We start from the raw sequence: 19,765 nt of genomic DNA, 5'->3' as shown, positions 1-19,765 counted from the left end.
CAAGCTCCTCAAGCGGTCCGCACGCCGGCGGCGCGCTTGATGGCCGCGCGTACGCGGTTGTAGGTGCCGCAGCGGCAGATGTTGGTCATCGCCGCATCGATGTCGGCGTCGGTGGGGCGCGGCTTGTCGCGCAGCAGGGCGGCCGCCGCCATGATCATGCCGGTCTGGCAATAGCCGCATTGCGGCACGTCGAGAGCGAGCCAAGCCTGCTGCACCGGATGCGAGCCGTCCGACGACAGGCCCTCGATGGTGACGATGTTCTGGGTCGGCTGCACGGCGCTGACGGGCATCGCGCACGATCGCACCGCCACGCCGTCGACGTGGACCGTGCAGGCCCCGCAGAGGGCGACGCCGCAGCCGTACTTCGTCCCGGTGAGGCCGGCCTGTTCCCGCAGAGCCCAGAGCAGCGGTGTGTCCGGTTCCACCTGCAGGTCCTGGGCCTTCCCGTTGATCGTCAATCGCGCCACGTCGGTCTCCCATCGGTCAGGCGCCTCGGCGCCGCTCTCGACCACGGCGGCGATCTTCAGCCGCCGCGCCGGTCGCAAGACTGACCTCGAAATGACAATCGAGTCAGCCAGCGCGGCCTCACGATTGCGTGCCGGGCCCGCGGCTCATTCCGCGGCGGTCAGCTGCGGGTCGGCGGTCTCGGCCGCGCCTCGGGGCGCGACGGGAAGCAGGCTCCCGGCGGCGTCGCGCTTGCGGACCTGGAAGCCCACGACGATCTCGCCCTCCTCGCAGCGCGCGAACACGCCGCCCCCGTGCATCAGGGCCACGGCCTTCACGACCGCCAGGCCAAGCCCATGGCTCTCTCCGCTGTTCTCCCGCGCCGGGTCCAACCGGTAGAAGCGGTCGAACAGTCGCGCGAGGCGGCTCTCATGGATCGGTCCGCCGGGGTTGCGGACGCCGATCGTCACCAGGGGGCCGCTGTCCTCGATGCGGACCGTCACGCGGCCGGGGCCGTGACCGTGGCGGATCGCATTGTGGAGCAGGTTGGTGATCGCTCGCTCGAAGAGCGACCGCTCCACCGCGACGGCGGCGTCGCCCTCGATCGCCAGGGCCATTCCCGCCTCTTCGAACAGGACGTCCAGGAACTCCGCGCTCTTGCGGGTGGCGGCGGCGAGAGAGATGGGCGTGAGGTTGGCGGCCATGGCGCCCTGGTCCGCCCGCGCCAGGAACAGCATGTCGCTGATGATGCTGCGCAGCCGCTCGAGCTCCTCGAGGTTCGATTGCAGCACCTCCTCCAGCTCGCCGGCGCGTCGCGTGCGGGAGAGCGCCACCTGGGTCTGGCCGATGAGGTTGCCGAGGGGCGTGCGCAGCTCGTGGGCGACGTCGGTGTTGAAGGCTGACAGCCGCACATAGGCCTGCTGCAGCCGCTCCAGGGCGTCGTTGAAAGCGGTCACCAGCCCCACGAGCTCAGCCGGCATGGCGTCGTCGGGCAGCCGCAGGTCCAGGTCCTCGGGGTTGAGGTTGCGGGCGTGGCGGGAGAGCCGGTCGACGGGCGCCAGTCCTCGGCGCGCGATCCACCAGCCCAGCAGGCTCACCGTCAGCACCGTCACGACCGAGACGACCAGCACCGCCACGCCCAGCATGAGGCTGGTGCGGTTCACCGGGGCCATGTCGGCGGCGATGATCAGCCGGACCGGTGCGCGGTCGCCGTAGGCGGCGACCGTCCCCGCCACGGTCATGTAGGTCCGCTCTCCGATGTCCAGGCGGCCGAACCCGTCGCGCCCGACCTGGATGTTAGCGTTCCGGGGGAAAGCTCCCTCGTGGCGGAACCGCGGATCGAGGCTCTCGACCCGGTACTTGAGACGCCCGTCGGTGGTGGCGAAGGAGTTCAGCTTGGTCGCCAGCCCCGGCCACTTGGCCGAGTCGCTGTGGGCGACCAAGGTCTCCAGGATCTCGAAGCGCGCGCGAAGCTCCTGCGCCTGATGCCGGCGCAGCTCGTAGGTCTGGAAGAGGAAGAGGGCGATGCCGGCCAAGGTCGAGACGATCCCGGCTGTCACCGCGAACATGAGCGCCAGGCGCCCGGCGATCGAAGCCATCATCGGGCGCGCTCCTCGTCCTGGTCTTCCAGGACGTAGCCCATGCCGCGGACGGTGTGCAGCAGCTTGGCCTGTCCGGGACCGTCGAGCTTGGCGCGCAGGCGCTTGATCGCTACCTCGACCACATTGGTGTTGGTGTCGAAGTTGATGTCCCACACCAGCTCGGTGATCGCCGTCTTCGAGACGATCTGCGAACGACGCCGCGCCAGCGCCGCCAGCAGCGCGAACTCCTTGGCCGTGAGGTTGAGCCGACGGCCGGCCCGCGTCGCGCGGCGTGCGAGCAGGTCGATGTGGAGGTCTCCAACCGTAATCTGCGTGGCCTCGTTGCGGCCGCGGCGCATGATGGCCTGCAGGCGGGCCACCAGTTCCAGGAACGAGAACGGCTTCACGAGGTAGTCGTCCGCGCCGGCGCCGAGGCCCCGCAGCCGGTCGTCGACGGCGTCGCGGGCGGTCAGCATGATGACCGGCGTGTCGCGGTGGCGCCGGAGGCGCTCCAACAGCGTGACGCCGTCGAGCCGCGGCAGCATCACGTCCAGCACCATGGCGTCGTAGTCGCCCGTCTCGGCCATGTGCAGGCCGTCCTCGCCGTCGCTCGCGAAGTCGACGACATAGCCATGTTCGCCCAGCCCCTTGCGGAGGAACGCCACGGTCTTGGGTTCATCTTCGACGATGAGGATCTTCATGGCTCTCGGGTCCGGCGCTCAAGGACTTCGGACGGCGCCACCTCGCCGGCGCCCGCGCCAAGGTACAGAGGGTTCGGCGGCCCCGATACCTCTGCCCGACGCTTGTCCGTAGCCCAGCTCGCAGCGACTTGGTCGACGGCGCGCCGCAAGGTCCCGACAACGCTGGCTCGCACCCTAGGTGAGGCCGTCGGTCACCGGGCTGACGCCCAGATGACAAAACTGTCCGGAAACTGGGTTCCCGGCCGAGGAGAAGGGACTCCCTAGTCGAACCGCCTGGTCAGCGTGACGCCGTAGGTGCGGGGCGCGTTGAAGATGCGGTAGCCCATGCCGATCCCGTTGTCGGTGACCTGCGCCACATAGGCCTTGTCGCCGAGGTTCTTGGCCCACACCGCCACTTCCCAGCCCGAGGCCGAGGCGAGCGAGGCCCGCGCGTCGAAGATCCAGTGGTCGTCGGCCGAGAGGTAGGACGTGTTCAGCGCTTCCTTGAACACCTCGTCCGAGTAGTGGGCGCCGCCCTGGACGGCCGCCGTCCAGTCGCCCATCACTTGCCATTCGTAGCGAGCCTTCAGGTTGAGAGTCACGTCCGGCGCATTGGGCAGTTCGTTGCCCTTGGGCACGGTGATCGGGCCGGCCGGCCCGGCGGTGCGGAACGCGCCCAGCTTGGTGTCCAGCAGGCCGACGCCAGCGTTGAGCGAAAGGCCGTCGACGGGCAACCAGATCGCCTGGATGTCGAGGCCCTTCACGGTGGCGTTGTCGACGTTGCCCAGCTTGATGAGCGAGACCGCGCCGACGTTCGTGAAGGTCTGAGTCTGCAGGTCCTCGTAGTCGTACCAGAAGGCGCTGGCCTCGAGAGACAGGGAGCGGTCGAAGAGGCGCGCCTTGAAGCCCGCCTCGTAGTCCGTGAGCTTCTCCGGCGCGTAGGGCGCGAGCGCGAAGCTGGACGTGGTGATCCCGTTGAAGAAGCCGCCGCTCTTCACGCCGCGCGACACGAGGGCGTAGAGCAGGGTGTCGTCGTTGGGCTTGAAGTTCAGGCCGGCGCGCCACGACCAGTTCTTGTCGCTGATCTCGGCGTCGATGAACGACAGCTGGGTCTGCCCGGTGCCCGGCGCGCAGGCCCCGACGGCCAGGCATAGGAATGAGAGGCCAAATGGATTCAGGTCACGCGTGCCGCCGACGTACTCGCGCTCCTCGTCGGTGTAGCGGACGCCGGTGACCAAGGTGAGCTGGTCGGTGATCGTCCAATCGGCCTGGCCAAACAGGGCCTGGCTCCTGGTCTCCTGGTCGGCGGTGATTAGGACGTGGGTGTTGAAGGTGTCGTTGAACTGGCCGGGCGCGAAGGTCTTCACGCGGTCCCAGGAGTAGTAGGCGCCGACGATCCAGGTGGCGCGGCCGGTCTCGCCCGAGAGACGGACCTCCTGGCTGAATTGCTCGACCTTGTCGTTCTGGTCGAACTCGGCGTCGACGGTGGGGGAGGCGTCGGCGTCGATATGGAAGCTGCGCTTGAAATTGATATAGCCGGTCACCGCGGCCAGGTCGGCGAAGCCCAGGTCCGCGTCGATCCGGCCCGTCCCGTTCCACTGGCTGACGCGATAGGGCGTGGGGCTGCCCCAGTCGCCCTCGAACTTGTCGCGCGTCGTGTCGGTGTAGCCGTGGCTATTCACGCAGTGGCCGGGGTTGGCGAAGTCGGGGCAGGGCGCGGCGTTGGTCGAGACCGTGCCGAAGAACTTGCCGACGCCGAGCTCCGAGCGGTTTTTCTCCACCTCGAACTTCAGCCGCGCCGACAGCCGCTCGTCGGGCTTCCACAGCATCTGGGCGCGGCCCAGCAGGATGTCCTGTTCGCCCAGATCGCGCCGCTGGGTGCGGGAATACCAGAAGCCTTCGCCCTGGTTCACGGCCTTGCCCGACAGACGGAAGGCGAGGGTCTCGCCGGCGGCGATGTTGGCCGCGCCCTCGGCCTCGAAGCGTTCGTAGGCGCCGGCCGAGGCGCTGAGGTAGCCCGAATTCCCGGCCAGAGACGGCGCGGCCGAGAGGATGTTGATCGCTCCGGCCGTGGAGTTGCGGCCGTAGAGCGTGCCCTGTGGGCCTTTCAACACTTCGATCCGGTCGAGATCGAAGAAGTTGAAGTCCATCTGGGCGAACGAGGAGAGGAACACCTCGTCGACGTAGAGGCCGACCGTCGAGTTGTTGGTCGACGAGAAGTCGTTCAGGCCGACGCCGCGCACCGTGACGATCGCCTGGGCGCCCGGGATGTTCTGCTTCACATCGACGTTGGGAATCTGGGTGGCGAGATCTGCGGAGCTCTCGATCCGGGCCGCGCGGATCGCTTCGCCGTCCAGGCTGGCCACCGAGGCGCCGACGTCGATCAGGCGCTGCTCGCGCTTTTGCGCGGTGACCACCAGCTCTTCAATCGTGGTCTGGGCGGCGCCCGGCGCGGCCAGCGCCAAGGCCAGAAGGCTCGCCCCCGAAAACGCCGCCAGATGCCCGATTTTGCGGATTCCCATGTCGTCCTCCCCCTCGGACGCCCCGGCTGTCTCGCCGAATTTTACGCCCAAGTATGCACTCAGGACGACACGTCAAACATGGCTTGTCAACGAATTTAACATCTGAGTATGTTGCCGAAATCGGATTTCAGGAGGCGTGGATGGCGCAGTCGGGGACAGGGCGGCGCGGGAGGCGCGAGGCGGTGCTGGACGCCGCTGCGCGGCATCTGAACGCCCGCGGTGTCTCCAACACCTCGCTGGGCGAAGTCGCCGCCACCCTGGGGGTCTCTCGGGCGGCGCTCTACTACTACGTGGAAGACCGCGACGACCTGGTCTTCCAGTGCTACCGCCGGTCCTGCGAGGCCATGGCGCGCGACCTCGACGCGGCGGCCAAGGCGGACGGCTCGGGCCTCGACCGACTGCTGGCCTTCGTCGACCGGGCGCTGGACGCCGAACGGCCCGAACCGGCGGCGCTGGCCGAGGTGGGCGCCCTCGGCTCACCGCAACGGGAAACCGTGGAGGCCCTGCACAACGGCAACGTCGCGCGCCTGGTGGATCTCGTGGAGGCCGGCCGGGCCGACGGATCGATCCGAGCCTGTGACGCCCTGGTCGTCGCCCAGGCCGTCGTTGGGGTGGTCTCGTGGATCCCCCTGGTCCCGCGTTGGACCGGCGAGGCCCCGGACGGCTTCCGCCAGCGCGCGCGCCAGGGGGCGCTGACCCTCATCCGCGAGGGCGTGGCGACCGATCCCGCGCACGCGCTGGCGTATGCCCCGCTCGACATCGCCATCCTGCGGCCGGCCCGCGGCAACGTCTTCGACCGCGACGCGGCGACCGCCATGAAGCTGGAGGCGCTGCTGCGCGCCGCCTCGCGGCTCTTCAACAGGAAGGGGGTCGAGGCGACGTCGATCGATGAGATCGCCGCCGAGGTCGGGGCGACAAAAGGGGCGGTCTACCACTACCTGGCCGACAAGCCGGACCTGATCGCGCAATGCTTCCGCCGGGCGTTCTCGTTCTCGGACCGCATCCTGCGCGCCGTGGAGCTGTCGGGCGGTACGGCCATGCAGCGCAATCTGGCGGGTGTCGCGCTGCTGGTGGAGATGAACCTCGACGACGAATTCTGCCCGCTCGCGCCGCTGGCCGGTGTCGAGGCCCTGCCGGCCGAGGCCAGGGACGAGATCGTCGCCCGGGTCCGCGCCCTGGAGCAGGGCTATCCTGAGGTGGCGCGCGAGGGCCTCGCCGACGGCTCGGTGCGCGATGTCGACCTGACGGCGGTGGCCGAAGCCATGGCCGGCGCCTTCGGCTGGCTGCACAAGTGGTGGCGGCCCGAGTTGGCGCCGCGCGAGACGGTCATCGCCGAGCATGTGCGCCTCCTGGCGGCAGGACTGGGAGCGCGGGCATGACGGTTCAGGGTTTCGTGGCGCCGGGCTTCGAGCCCGTGCGCGAGGCGTTCGCCGCCAACTTCGGGCGTACGGGCGACTATGCCGAGGCAGGCGCCGCGCTCAGCGTCTACCGTGAGGGCGAGGTTGTCGCGGACCTGTGGGGAGGGCATGCCGACGCGGCGCGAACCGAGGCATGGACCGGGGACACCCTGGTCAACGTCTGGTCCACCACCAAGAGCGCCACGGCGGTGGCGGTGGCCCGCTGCGTGGACGCCGGCCTGATCGCCTACGACCAGCCGGTCGCCGAGATCTGGCCCGAGTTCGCGCAGGCCGGGAAGGGCGCGGTCACCATCGCCCAGGTGATGTCGCACACGGCCGGCCTGTCGGGATTCGCCGAACCCACGAGCCTGGACGATCTCTACGACTGGGACTTGGCGACGGCGCGGCTCGCCGCCCAGGAACCGGTGTTCGAGCCAGGGACGGCCAGCTGCTACCACGCCACCACGTACGGCTTTCTGGCCGGCGAGATCGTGCGCAGGGCGGCGGGCCGGACGCTGGGAACCCTGCTGCGCGAGGACGTCTTCGAACCGCTCGGCGTGGATTTCCACATCGGTCTCCCGGCGTCCGAGGGCGGCCGCGTGGCCGAGCTGATCCCCGCGGACAACCCGGTCGTCGTGCCGATCGAGCTCCTGCCGCGCCCCGTGCAGCTGGCGCTCGCGAGCCCCGCCCAGGATCCGGCGCGGGTCAACACCCAAGCCTGGCGCGCCGCCGAGCTGCCGGCGCTGAACGGTCACGCGAGCGCCCGCGGCGTCGCGCGCCTGATGGCGGCCCTGGCCGAGGGTGGGACGCTGGACGGGGTCCGCATCCTGAGCGTCGAAACCCTCGCCCAGATGACCGCGATCGTTTCCGACCGCGAGGACATGCTGTTCGGCGCCAATCCGCAGTGGGGCATGGGCGTGCTGCACAACCTGATCGGCATCTACGGCCCGAACCCCCGGGCGTTCGGCCACTCCGGCTGGGGCGGCAGCTACGGCTGCGCCGATCCCGACGCGCGTCTGGCCATCGGCTACGTCATGAACCACATGGGCCCCGACCTAATGGGCGATCCGCGCGGCAAGGCCCTGGCGGACGCGGTGTTCAGTGCTCTTGGCTAGGCCATCATTGATGGCCGCGCATCAAAATCCGCTTCTCGCGCTGGTCTCGAGGTCCGTTGGTGGCTCCACGGTAACCCGGCCGAACTGCACGCGTTTGGTGACGGGCACAGCGGCGGGGCCCTGCGGCTGCCGATGAGAGGGGCGGGTCGGCGGAGCAGGCAAGTTCTTGCATTCCGGGCCGGCTTCCCCATCCATCCGGTGGCGGGATCGGGCGGATCGCCATTTGTTTCAGGGATAGCGGGTAGATGGCGGCCAACCAGGCTCGAGGCGATGCGGGGCGCAGACCGGGACGTCCCCGCAATGAAGCTCTCCAGCAGCAGATCAAGGACGCCGCCATCGAAGTCCTGGCGAGGATGGGATTTTCGGGCCTTACGCTGGATCGGGTCTGCGCCGAAGCCGGGGTGACCAAGGCGACCTTCTACCGCCGTTGGAATAGCCCGGCCGAATGCGTGCTCGAAGCGCTGGTGGAGCTGTGGAGCGAGGCCGAGTTCCTCGACCGCGGCGAGCCGGCCGCCGACCTGGAGGCCTTCGCGCGCACGCTCATCCGGCTCTACACCCACCCCGTCCTGGGCCGCTGCATGCTCGCGGTCCAGACGGAGCGGCCGGTCAATCCAATCCTGTTCGAGCCCATCAATACGGCCGCGCTTCAGCGACGCTCGCGCAACACCGCGACGCTCCGGCGCGCGCTCGAGCGCCTGCCGGAGCCTCCCGCGCTCTCGCCCAACATGATCCTCCACGCCTTGAACGGCGTTATCCGGAACATCGAGGGCCTCGACTGGCCCCTGAGCGATGACGAATTGCGTACGCTCATCCGCACCCTCCTGAGCCCGGCGCCCGCCAAGACGTCGTCGTGATCGAGTTTGGGTCGGTCATAGTTTCGATACTACATAGTTGACATATTAGATCGCAAGCCCGACGCTTCGTGCCAAGGCGCCCGTAGCGGCGTTCGCCGAAAGGCAGGGGAAACGTGAGGGCGGTGATTTCCTTGACGCGTCAGGGCCTTAGCCGTGGCTGCCTCCGCCGGTTGGCGTTGGCGACGGCCGGCTTCGCCTTGCTGACGCCGCAAGGTTCGCTGGCCCAGGGCGTCGCTCCGGCCGTATCGCTGACCCAGGGTGTCGTCCGCGGTTCCCGCGAAGGACCGGTCGAATTCTTCAGGGGCTTGCCCTACGCCGCGCCACCGGTCGGCGACCTGCGGTGGCGCGCGCCCGGGCCGCCACCCTCCTGGATCGGTGTCCGCGAAGCGCGGGATTTTGGACCCTCGTGCATGCAGCTGCCGTTCGCGGGCAGCGAGGCCCCGCTCCGCGCGGCGCCGTCCGAGGACTGCCTCTATCTGAATGTCTGGCGGCCGGCCGGAAGGGGCAAGCCTGCGCCGGTGCTCGTCTGGATCCATGGCGGCGGCTACGTCTATGGGGGCACATCGCCGGCCGCCTTCGACGGCGCCGGCTTCGCGCGCGACGGCCTGGTGGTGGTCAGCCTGGCCTATCGCCTGGGCCGCTTCGGCTTCTTCGCGCACCCGGCCCTGGCGGCGTCGGGTGAAGGGCCCAGCGGCAACTGGGGCTTCATGGACCAGCAGGCGGCCCTGCGCTGGGTGCAGGCCAACATCGGCCGGTTCGGCGGCGACCCCACGCAGGTGACGGTCATGGGCGAGTCGGCCGGGGGCGGCTCGGTCCTCGCGCTGCTAGGGTCGCCGTCCGCGCGCGGGTTGTTCCATCGCGCCGTCATCATGTCGGGCGGGGGGCGCGCGCTGACGCCGGCGCGTGAGCTGCGGCGCGACCAGCCAGGTGTCCCGTCCGCCGAGACCATCGGTCGGAATTTCGCGGCGAGGCACGGCATCGAAGGCCAGGACGCTGAGGCGCTGCGGCGGCTTAGGGCGCTTCCGGCCGCGATTGTCGCAGAGGGCGTGGGGTTCGCAGACCTGTTTCGGCCTCAGCCGGGCCTGCCGACCTATGCCGGCCCGTTCGTCGACGGCGACACCCTGACGTCCGGCGGCTTTCCCGCCGCCCCAGCGGACGTCCCCGTGATGGTCGGCGCCACGAGCGCCGATCTCGGTTCCGTCCCCGGCGCCACGAAGGACGAGGTGTTCGCGCTCTTCGGCGCGGATCGCGACCGCGCGCGGGCGCTGTATGATCCTAGCGGCGATCTCAGCGTCGCATCGGTCGCGCGCGCCGTCGGAGGCGACCGCCAGATGGTCGAGCCGGCGCGGCACATCGCCCAGCAGGCGGCCCGGCGCGGCCACCGCGCGTACCACTACCGCTTCAGCTACGTGGCCGAGAGCCGCAGGCCTGACGCGCCGGCGGGCGCGCCGCATGCGACGGACGTCGCGTTTGCGTTCGACACGCTGCCCGCGCGCTATGGGGCCAAGGTCACGCCGCGTGACGCCGCCGTCGCCACCGCCTTCCACCGCTACATCGCCAACTTCGCCAGGACCGGCGATCCCAATGGGAGGGGGCTTGTCGCCTGGCCGCCCGCCGATTTGTCGGCGCACGATGTAATCGATTTCACCGCAGAAGGGCAGGTCCGGTTCGGGCCGGACCCCTGGCGCGAACGCCTGGATCTCGTCGGCGCCCATGCGCCGGGCGCGGCGCAAACGGCTGACGCGGCGGACCGACACAACAGCCCGCCTCACGCGGGGAATTCCAAAGGGGGAGACAGATGAACCTACCGCGCACCTTGCTGTGGCGCGCCGCCTTGGCGACGCTGATGTGCAGCGTTTCTCACGCGGCGTTCGCGCAGACGGAAGCCGCCGCCGACGCCGTCGACGAAGTGGTGGTGACCGGCGTCCGCGCCGCGCTGCGCAGCGCCGCCGAACAGAAGCGGACGGCGGAGCAGGTCATCGACTCCGTCACCGCCGAGGACATCGGCAAGTTCCCCACCACCAACGTCGCGGAGTCGGCGCAGCGCATCACGGGCGTGCAGATCACCCGCACGCGCGGCGAAGGCACGGGCGCGAGCATCCGCGGCCTGCCCACGGACTTCACCCGCGTGCAGCTCAACGACAGCACGCTGTCATCGGCCACGGTCGATCTGCGGGGCGGCGGCGGCGGGGGCAACATCACGCGCGCCTTCGACTTCCGCCTGCTTCCCACCGAGTTCGTCAGCACGCTGGAGGTGACCAAGTCGCCGACCGCCGACATGCAGGAGGGCGGACTTTCGGGGGTGATCAACGTCAGGACCGTGCGACCGTTCGACCTGTCCGGCTTCAAGCTGGTGGGCTCGGCCTTCGGCGTGCAGAACTCCAACTCGGGCAAGGAGACCTTCCGGGTGTCGGGCCTGGTTTCCGACATCTTCCTGGACGGCCGGCTCGGGGTGCTGCTGGCGGGGGGCTACAACAAGGAGAAGCCCGAGACCCACGGCATCAACAACGTGGGGTGGACAAACCAGCCTGAAGCCACCAACCGCGTCGACTACAACGGCGATGGCGATCTGCTCGACGTCTTCAACATCTCGACCCAGAGCCGCACCGAGATCGCCCGCGAAAATCGCTCGCGTTTGGCGTTCGCCGGGGTTGCCGAATACAAGGCCGCCGAGGCGCTGACTCTCTCGGTCGAGGGCTTCTACAGCAAGTTCGACGTGCTGGTGGAAAGCCTCGAGAACCTGAATCTGCCGCCCACGTCGACGGGCGCCGTCATCACGCCGACCCAGTTGCTCACCATACCGGGCGTCGACGCCAGCCAGCTCGCCTTCGGCGAGCCCCATGCGATCGTGCTCGGGCAGAGCGCAACCGACGTGCGCGCCAACGACCGGGTCAACGACTCCGTCTCGCGCACGGGCTACGTCAAGGTCGGCGCGGAATATGAAGGCGAGGACTGGCGCGGCGCTGTCTCGCTCGCCCACTCCGACTCCCGCCAGGTGGGCAACAACCTCAACCTGGCGCAGACGGCGCGCTTCGGCGTGACCACCAGCTGCCTGCCCACGGAGACGATCTGCGGCATCGCGATCGCGCCCGGGTCGCAGACGGCCTACCTCGATCCCAACCAGGGCATCGTGGCCAGCCTGAACGGCGCCTACAAGCGCAAGACCAGCGACCGCGTCGACGAGCTTCGCGCCGATCTCAGCCGCGAGTTCGACGCCTTCCTGCTTACGCGGGTCTCTGCGGGGGCGGTGGTCTCGCGCCGCAAGACCAACGCCGACGGGCGCACGCTCGTGGTCCAAGCGGCGCAGCTGGCGCCTCTGGCCGGGCTGTCGCGCTCGACCGTGAACCCCAACGGCTTCAATCTCTCGCAATTCACGCAGCTGGTGCAGGCCGGAAACGGGAGCTTCCTCGGGACGTACAACGGCGACCAGCCGTTCCCGACCCAGTGGGTCGCCTCCGACACGCTGAAGCTGATCGAAACCCTGGGCCTGGAGCGCCTGGCCGCCGTGCCCGGCGCCGTCCAGGAGAACCTCAACACGGTCATCGACGTGAAGGAGGAGATCGCGGCGTTCTACGTCCAGGCGAACTTCGCCACGGAAGACGACCGCGTGTCCGGGAATTTCGGCGTGCGGGTGGTCCGGACCGAGCTCTCGAGCCGGGGCGTGTCGCCGGACCTGACGGGCATCCGGGTGCTGGTGGACGCCGGCGGCACCACGACCGTGCCGCCTGCCGCGCCGATCGCGGCGAGGAACACCTATACCGAAGTGCTGCCGTCCGCGAACGTCCGCCTGGAGCTTACCGACGATCTGCAACTGCGCGTCGCCGCCTCGCGCACCATGGCGCGGCCCGCGCTCGTCCAGCTCTCGCCTTCGACGACGATCAACTGCTTCGGCGGGACCTGTAACCTCACCGCCAACAACCCCGACTTGAAGCCCTTCATCTCGAACAATTTCGACGCCAGCGTCGAGTGGTACCCGGACCCGGACACCTCGGTCACGGTCGCCGTGTTCGCGAAGGATCTGCAGACGCTGGTGCGGCCGCAGCAGGACATCGTCCAGCTGCCGGTGACCTTCTTCACCGCCTCGACCAACACCACCGAGGTGCGCCAGACCAACGTCAATCGGACGCGACCGACCAACCAGAAGGGCGTGACGCTCAAGGGCTTCGAGATCGGCTACCAGCAGGTCTTCACCTTCCTCCCGGGGCTGCTCGAGAACCTCGGCCTGCAGGCGAACTACACCTTCATCTCGAACTCCGACAGCAACGTGCTGACGGCGGCGTCGAAGCACAATTTCAACGTCAGCGCTTTCTACGAGACCGAGAAGTTCGGGGCGCGCCTGTCCTATACCTGGCGCGACAAGTTCGTCTCGTCGGGGCTACCGGACGGCAACAACGGCCTGGGTATCGTGACCCAGTCGCGCGGCGATCTGTCGGTGAACCTGACCTACAATTTCGACCACCGGATCTCGATCGTGGCGGAGGGTGTCAACATGCTCGACGACGTCGACAAGACGCGGACCAACCTGGGGAACCTGCCGCAGGACTACTTCGATCCGGGCCGCCAGCTCCTGCTCGGCGTCCGGGTCGCGTTATGAACCGCGGTCGCCTCGCATCTTCAGGAGCGCACTGATGCTTTCGAGACGCCGCTTCGCGGCCGCGCTGTTGTCGTCCACCGCGCTCGCCGCCGCTTTGCCGGCTGCAGCGCACACCGCGCGCCCCAACATCATCACGATCGTCCTGGACGACGTGGGCTTCTCGGATCTCGGCTGTTTCGGCGCCGAGATCCGCACGCCCAACCTCGACCGACTCGCGGCGGCGGGTCTGCGGTTCAACCGTTTCGACACGAAGGCCGTATGCTCTCCGACGCGCGCGGCCTTGCTGACCGGCCGCAACAGCCACACCGTCAACATGCCCGACGTGCCGGACGCCGCGGCGGGCGCGGGGGCGGCGAACTGGCCCCCCGGCTCGTTCCACATGCCCGCCAACGTGCAGACCACGGCCCAGGTGCTGCGGGGCGCCGGCTACGCCACCTGGATCGTAGGCAAGTGGCATCTGATCCCGATGGGCCAGCTCGATGCGGAGGCCTCAAAGGAGAACTGGCCGCTTCAGCGGGGCTTCGACTACTTCTATGGGTTCCCGCGCGGCTGGACCGACCAGTACCGCCCGACGCTGGTCGAGAACGACGGCTATATCCAGCCCAAGCTCCCCGAGGGCTATCATCTCTCCGCGGACCTGATCGATCGGTCGATCTCGCTGATCGAGACCCATCGCGGGGAGGGCGGCGGGCGGCCCTTCTTTCTGCATCTCGGCCTAGGCGTCGCCCATTCGCCTATCCAGGTCCCGGCATCCTATTCCGACCGGTACAAGGGCGCCTACGACGGCGGCTGGGACGCCATCCGCCAGGCGCGCTTCCAGCGCATGAAACAGCTCGGCGTGATCCCCGCCGACTGCGCACTGCCCGACCGCACCGACGACGACCGCGCGTGGTCGGACCTCAGCGATGACGAGCGCGCCGTCTTCGCGCGCTACATGGAGGTCTATGCGGGCTTCATCGAGCACGCCGATGAGCAGATCGGCCGGTTGCTGGCCAAGCTTGAGGCCGCAAAGCTCCTCGACAACACATTGATCGTGGTCCTGTCGGACAACGGCGCCGCTTCCGAGGCGGGCCAAGCCGGCTTCTTCGCCGAGCTCTACCGGCCCAATACCATCCCCGTGTCCGAACAGCGCCGGCGCCTGGCGGAGCTTGGGACCGGCTTGACCCAGGCGGAGTACCCGCGGCCCTGGGCGATCGCCGGCTCGGCGCCGTTCCGGCGCTACAAGCTGTGGCCCTACCTGGGCGGCGTGCGGACCCCGCTGATCGTCTCCTGGCCGGCGCGGATTAAGGACGGCGGCGCCGTGCGGGGGCAGTATGTCGACGTGGTCGATGTCGGGCCGACGCTGCTCGACGCGGCCGGCCTGCGTTTCGAGTCCACGGTGAACGGCGTCGCGCAGTTGCCGGTGGCCGGGCGGTCATTCCTGGCGGCGCTGTCGGATCGCCATGCGGAAACCCGCTCGCGTCAGTACCTCGAGGTGCGCGGTCACCGGGCCATCACCGACGGACCCTGGCGGGCCGTGGCCATCCATGACTGCGACAAAAGCTACGAGCAGGACACCTGGCAGCTCTTCAACACCGCCCAGGACTTCACCGAGGCGCATGACCTCGCGGGCGCGCGGCCGGAGGTCCTGCAGCGCATGAAGACCCTGTGGGCGGACGAATGGCGGATCCATGTGGCGAGACCGCTCTCACAGCCGCCGCCCAACATCTGCCGGCTCAATTCCGAATACAGCCGCGCGACGATGACGAGGCCCGACCGATAGCCGCCGTTCAAACCTGCTCGGCGGACCGAAGCTAAGGTCAGCTGCTGACCGTTCCGGGAAGACGGCCGTCCTGATGTGGGCTGAACTCCGAACGGCTGACGCTCGGAGTGGTCGCCGGCGAGGCGCAACGCGCCCGGCGAAGCCGATGTCCTTGCTTTTCGGCCTGGAGATCCCAGTTCTCGGCGTCGTCGCGGTTGACTAAGGCCTTCGTCGGGGATCTGCGCTACCGGTGAACCCACGCCTGCCGCTGGCCGGACTTTTGCTGGCAGGCGGAGGCCATTTATCGACGGGCGCAGCAAACGTTCGGGGAGGCGGATCCTGGAGCGTTGTAGGATCGAGCGCGTGCGCCGCGATCCACCGCTTTTGAGAATGAAGAAGATGCAGCAGTCTCAAGCTCATAGATTGTCCGTGGCGCCTATGATGGACTGGACTGATTATTATGTAAAATCAGTAACTTACAACATGAAGAGTGCAAAATTTGCACACTCTCGTTCGCGAACGTTCGCGTAGAATTTCGGGTTTGTTCGCACTCAGTCGGTAGTTCCAGAACTGGACCGACTGGGAAATGCGTGTCGAAAACTGGGTACGATCACCTCAGGATCGCGCGCGCTCAGCGGCACGGATATTCTCCGCAAATCATGCGGAGAATGATGCCTCTAATCTCCGCAAGCGCCGGCGCTGGATGTGATTGCGGATGGGAGCTGTGGCCCGCGCGCCGGCGGTCGTCTTAGAGCGCCTGGCGGGCAGCCTCGCGCTCTTCGTGCTCGAAGGCGGCCGCGAGACCGTCGAGCTCGTCCTTGGTGAGGCCGAGGTTGCGAGCCGTCTCCCGCCAGCCGGCGACGGCGGCCTCGACCTCGCCGAGGATGGTGCGTCCCCGCTCGGCGGGGATGCGGAAGTAGGGCAGGACGCTCATGGCCGCGCGGACGGTGGCCTCAGGTCCGGTATCCTCCGAGACCCAGGTCTTCAGCTCTCGCGCGCGATCCGGGAAGGGGTTGATGTCGAAGGCGGGTGAGAGCCGCCAGCGGCCCTGGTCCTCGTGCAGGAAGCCGTGGTTCATCAAATGATCGTCGACGTTCGAGATCAGAACCGAGAACACGATCCGGCGCCAAAGCTCCTCGGCGTCGGCCTCGGGCCTAGCGCCATGCTGGCGCAGGGCGTCGACGATCTCGGTGTAGGCGTGATCGTCCGCCGTCTCGGCCCCCAACATCGTTGCCGCCGAGACGTACATCAGACGGCCGCCGCCGGGAGGACGGTCGAAGCGGCGGATCAGCGCCACAGGCGCATCGTCGCTCATGACGATGCGCGCGTCGGCGGCGTCGATGCCCGCGCGTCGGGCCAGGTGGAGCGCCAGCACCTCGCCCTTGGTGACGGTATGGCCGTCCTGGACGCTCGGAAACTTGCCGATGCATAGCGTGCCGTCGGCGTCGCGTACGGTGCACTTAGGGCGCAGGCCGCCGAGCGAGGTTCCGCGCCCGCGCAGGTAGGCCAGATCCGCGACGGTGTCCTGGTTGGTCTCGACAGCGCGGGTGGCGGCGAGCAACTGTGCCAGCTCGATTAAGGGCGGGGTCGTGCGCTTCCCGTCCTCGGGCGCGCGCTGGAAGGTCCCATTCTCGTCCCGCAGGCGCAAAGCGCCGACGCGGCTCACGTCGTCGACGGCCAGGAGGAAGTCGAGGCTGTTGAGCGGCCGAGGCTCGACCTTCTCGCCTGCGTCGATCTGCGCCTGACGGCGCTTGGCGTGATCTCGGCGGATGACGCGCTTGCCCCAGCCGTCCGGTTCGGTGTCGGCGAGCGCGCCGTGGAAGACAGACCCATCCTTCGCCTTGCGATGGAATTGCGGACCCGTGACCCGGCGCAAGCCGGGCTCCAGGTCGAAGCCGTCAACGGCCTGGAGCCACTCGGCGGTATATTCGAACGCGGCGCTCTCCCGGGCGCCTTGCTGGTCGTAGCGCAGCACGCCGACGGGGCGGGCGTTGTCGCCCAGGAAGATGCCGATGCTGCGGTTCATAGCGGCCTCGGCGCCGTGCGCGGGCGAACTCGTTGCGGAAGCTGCTCGGCCTCGAGCAGGAGGCCCTGGTCATCACGACGGGCGTCGGCGATGTCGCCCAGGGCCTCCGGGAAGCCCAGGACGAAGAGGGCCATGGCGTAGACCCCCATGGAGACAGAGGGGTCGCCCTTCTCCACCTTGATGTAGGTGCCTTTCGCGACGCCGAGTCGTTCGGCCATCATCGCGGTCGTGAGCCGCCGACGACGGCGCGCAAGCGCCAGGTCGCGTCCCAGCTTGGCGAGGGCGCGGCGGACCTTAGGTGGCAGGGTGTCTTGGACGGTGGAACGCATGATAAGGTCTTATATAATGAACCTTATGGGGATTAAAGTTCAAAACATAAGACTGTAACTTCCTTGAAGCACGTTGCCCCAACCATAACCAAGACCTGCGCGGGCGCCGGATGGCGCCCGGGAGCCGGCCAGCGCCCCGAATGAGTAGGCGGTTTGAAACTGGCCGATATTGCTCAGCCAGACTGTGCAGATTTCGAGATGGTCAAACCCTTGCCTATGGTTCGACGGCCTCCTCAACGAGCAGGTCGTCGAGCAGACCCATATCGCGCCAGATCTCCTCCTCCGGGTGTTGCGGCGGCAGATCGGGTGGCGATCGAAGCGCCGCGGCGTAGGCCCGAAGCTCGGCCATCGCCATCGGCGACAGTGGATCGAGGCGGTCGCAGCGCCTGTGCGCCCAGGCCAACCAGCTCTGCAGCTCGGCCGTGACATCGCATCCAGCGCAGCGTTCGTCGACGGCGTCGAGAAATTCACGCAGCCGCTGCACCCGCCGCCACCGCCGCGCGGCGTCCTCCAGGAACTCCTCCTGCGCCTCGACCAGGCGATCATGCTGCAGGCGCAGGGCCGCCAGCCGCAGGCCCTCGTCGTACGGCACGCCCGAAAAGGCATAGGGGCCTTGGGGTTCGTCTCCGGTCATTCCGCCGCCCACGCGCGGTTGAGCACCTCGGCCGCGATCGCCGCCTTGTCCTGCGGCAGAAAGCGGCCGTAGTGCTGGGCGACGGTTTCCGGCGTGTCCTGGATCGCGTAGCTCGCCTGCTCGTACGAGCCGGTCTGCTTGAGGATGTGGGTGGCGAGCACGTCGCGGATGCTGTGCGGGCCGTGCGGAAGTAGACCCGCGATGGCGCCTCGCCCCGTGTAGGGATTGTAGATCCCGTAGCGCCGGATGATCCAACGCCAGGCCTCGTAGAAGGTGTTCTGGTCGTAGGCCGCCTCGGACCGGCTGGCCTTCACGGTCTTCACGAAGAACGTCCCGGGGTCAGGCGCGCGGCCGAGTAGGCGCGCGCGGTGGACTCCGACGTAGTCGTCGATCTCGCGGTAGAGGCCGCCGATGTCCGGCAGGAGCAGGCGGAAGGGGCGGCCGTTGAAGAACGACGAGGTCGCGTTCTTGAAGGCGCTGGCCGGCACGAACACCTCCCAGCCGCCGTCGCGATCGCTCCAGCGCAGTTCGCCGCGCGCGTGGTCGCGGAGGCGCCGCTCCGTTCGCGGCGCCTGCGCCCGCGGGCAGACGAGAAGCTGGCGCAGGTTCTTCTGGCGGAAGCCCAGGTGCAGGCCCAGCCGGATCACCAGGAAGGCGCGGGCGCTCTCCGCGGCGGCCAGCGGGTAGCGGCGAGGGCAGGGACGCAGCGCGAGAATCTCGTCGGCGATCTTGCGGTACTCCCCGACCGGGCTGTCCGCCTCGAGCACGGCGAGGATGGGTTCGAACGGATCGTGGTGCACCTGCGCGACCCGTGCGATCTCCTTGGCGCGCGCCAGGGCGAAGCGGTGCAGGTTCGCACAGGCGGTCGCCCAGTCGCCCTGGATGCGCCGGACGTCCTCCTCCGAGACGAGCCCGGGGATGGTCGTGAGGCGGTCGGCGAGCGCCGGCGTCTGGGCGATCCAGCCAGCCTCCTCGCCTGTCAGGGCGACGGCGATCGAGAGCATGTCGACCTCCCAGGCCGTGTAGAAGCCGCGCCGCCGTTCGCGCCATTGCAGGTACCAGTCCCAGACCGCGGGGGCCGTCAGGAGCCCGAAGGTGAGCGAGGATACCGGCGCGCCGAAGCCGCGGACGGGACCGTCCGCCGGCGCAGCCAAGGCGCCGAAGAGCAGGCCGAAGTGCTCGACCTTCTGCGAGGCGGTTTCGGCGCCCCAGGTGCCCCTGCGCCGGTAGCCGGCGGGGCTCAGGGTCGCCGTCTTGAAGGCCAGCAGGTCCGCCATTTCCTGCGCCAGCCGGGGCGGGGCGACGATCGTTCCGCCGGATCGACGCTCCGTGAGGCCGCCCTCGTCCGAGGCCTTCCTCACGCCCTGCAGGTCCGGGAACCGGACGGCGAAGCGGTGCTGGGCGGCGTTGGCCTGGTAGCGGCGATAGTCGGTCGCGCCGGTCACGACGACCCGTCGGACCCACTCCAGGATCTCCTCCTGGTCCTTTGGTGGGAGCCGGTCGAAGTCGTCGGGCAGGTGCCAGGCCAGGCGACGGCGCTCGGCCGAGCTGATCCCCGGCATCGCTTGGCCCTTTGTCGCCCGGGCCGGGTGCGGCAGGCGGCGGCGGAAGTATCCGGGCTCGAGTCCCCATCGGCGCTCGAGGAAGGCCAACACGGCGAGACTGTCGGCGTACACCGGCGCCTTCTGGCCGATGCGCCACATGCGCAGCGTCGACGCCTCGACGGGGAGGCCGGCCGCCGCCAGCTCCCGGCAAAGCGCCATGGTGCGCTCATGGTGTCGGGCCAGTTCCCGGTCGAAGGCGACATGGAAGGGCTCTGATCCATCCGTGGCGAGGGTGGGTTCGGGGC

Annotated in this window: 14 protein-coding genes; 6 read left to right on the top strand and 8 right to left on the bottom strand. The window is 68.8% G+C overall.

Annotated features, from left to right (window positions below; translation table 11 throughout):
* Positions 1-8: 8 nt before the first annotated feature.
* The 4 genes from AX721_RS15100 to AX721_RS15085 form a co-directional block, all read right to left on the bottom strand.
* Positions 9-467, bottom strand: a complete 459-nt coding sequence (locus AX721_RS15100) for a (2Fe-2S)-binding protein (RefSeq protein ID WP_068876872.1) — start codon at positions 465-467, stop codon at positions 9-11.
* 144 nt (positions 468-611) lie between these two features.
* Positions 612-2,045 (bottom strand): heavy metal sensor histidine kinase, encoded by a 1,434-nt coding sequence (locus tag AX721_RS15095; protein WP_068876814.1) that lies wholly within the window; start codon positions 2,043-2,045, stop codon positions 612-614.
* Entirely contained in the window at positions 2,042-2,725 is a 684-nt protein-coding gene (locus AX721_RS15090; RefSeq protein WP_068876813.1) for a heavy metal response regulator transcription factor, read from the bottom strand. Before AX721_RS15090 ends, AX721_RS15095 begins: the two co-directional genes overlap by 4 nt.
* Positions 2,726-2,985: 260 nt before the next feature.
* Entirely contained in the window at positions 2,986-5,226 is a 2,241-nt protein-coding gene (locus AX721_RS15085; RefSeq protein WP_068876812.1) for a TonB-dependent receptor, read from the bottom strand.
* A gap of 140 nt (positions 5,227-5,366) precedes the next feature.
* Between AX721_RS15085 and AX721_RS15080 the strand changes: the two genes are divergently transcribed.
* From AX721_RS15080 to AX721_RS15055, 6 genes are all read left to right on the top strand, one after another.
* Positions 5,367-6,605 carry a TetR/AcrR family transcriptional regulator gene (locus AX721_RS15080; RefSeq protein ID WP_068876811.1) on the top strand — a complete coding sequence of 413 codons (1,239 nt, stop codon included), beginning with the start codon at positions 5,367-5,369 and terminating at the stop codon, positions 6,603-6,605.
* Positions 6,602-7,738, top strand: a complete 1,137-nt coding sequence (locus tag AX721_RS15075) for a serine hydrolase (protein ID WP_068876810.1) — start codon at positions 6,602-6,604, stop codon at positions 7,736-7,738. Before AX721_RS15080 ends, AX721_RS15075 begins: the two co-directional genes overlap by 4 nt.
* Positions 7,739-7,983: 245 nt before the next feature.
* A complete protein-coding gene (locus AX721_RS15070; protein ID WP_068876809.1) occupies positions 7,984-8,592 on the top strand; it encodes a TetR/AcrR family transcriptional regulator in 609 nt (202 codons plus the stop codon).
* A 113-nt stretch (positions 8,593-8,705) separates the two neighbouring features.
* Positions 8,706-10,394 carry a carboxylesterase/lipase family protein gene (locus AX721_RS15065; RefSeq protein WP_369807904.1) on the top strand — a complete coding sequence of 563 codons (1,689 nt, stop codon included), beginning with the start codon at positions 8,706-8,708 and terminating at the stop codon, positions 10,392-10,394.
* Positions 10,391-13,186, top strand: coding sequence for a TonB-dependent receptor (locus tag AX721_RS15060; RefSeq protein ID WP_068876808.1), 2,796 nt, complete (start codon positions 10,391-10,393; stop codon positions 13,184-13,186). The genes AX721_RS15065 and AX721_RS15060 overlap by 4 nt, the downstream gene beginning before the upstream one ends.
* Before the next feature lie 34 nt (positions 13,187-13,220).
* Entirely contained in the window at positions 13,221-14,948 is a 1,728-nt protein-coding gene (locus AX721_RS15055; RefSeq protein WP_197422593.1) for an arylsulfatase, read from the top strand.
* 727 nt (positions 14,949-15,675) lie between these two features.
* Here AX721_RS15055 and AX721_RS15050 read toward each other — a convergent pair.
* From AX721_RS15050 to AX721_RS28355, 4 genes are all read right to left on the bottom strand, one after another.
* Positions 15,676-16,953 (bottom strand): type II toxin-antitoxin system HipA family toxin, encoded by a 1,278-nt coding sequence (locus AX721_RS15050; protein WP_068876807.1) that lies wholly within the window; start codon positions 16,951-16,953, stop codon positions 15,676-15,678.
* A complete protein-coding gene (locus AX721_RS15045) occupies positions 16,950-17,282 on the bottom strand; it encodes a helix-turn-helix domain-containing protein (RefSeq protein WP_068876806.1) in 333 nt (110 codons plus the stop codon). Before AX721_RS15045 ends, AX721_RS15050 begins: the two co-directional genes overlap by 4 nt.
* A gap of 214 nt (positions 17,283-17,496) precedes the next feature.
* Positions 17,497-17,916 (bottom strand): hypothetical protein, encoded by a 420-nt coding sequence (locus AX721_RS15040; RefSeq protein ID WP_068876805.1) that lies wholly within the window; start codon positions 17,914-17,916, stop codon positions 17,497-17,499.
* A partial coding sequence (locus AX721_RS28355; RefSeq protein WP_068876804.1) for a hypothetical protein occupies positions 17,913-19,765 on the bottom strand: 1,853 nt, incomplete at its 5' end. The genes AX721_RS28355 and AX721_RS15040, both read right to left, overlap by 4 nt.

It is taken from the genome of Phenylobacterium sp. CCH9-H3 (genome assembly GCF_001557235.1).
Classification (GTDB): domain Bacteria; phylum Pseudomonadota; class Alphaproteobacteria; order Caulobacterales; family Caulobacteraceae; genus Phenylobacterium.
This window is presented reverse-complemented; position numbering and strand designations above follow the sequence as displayed.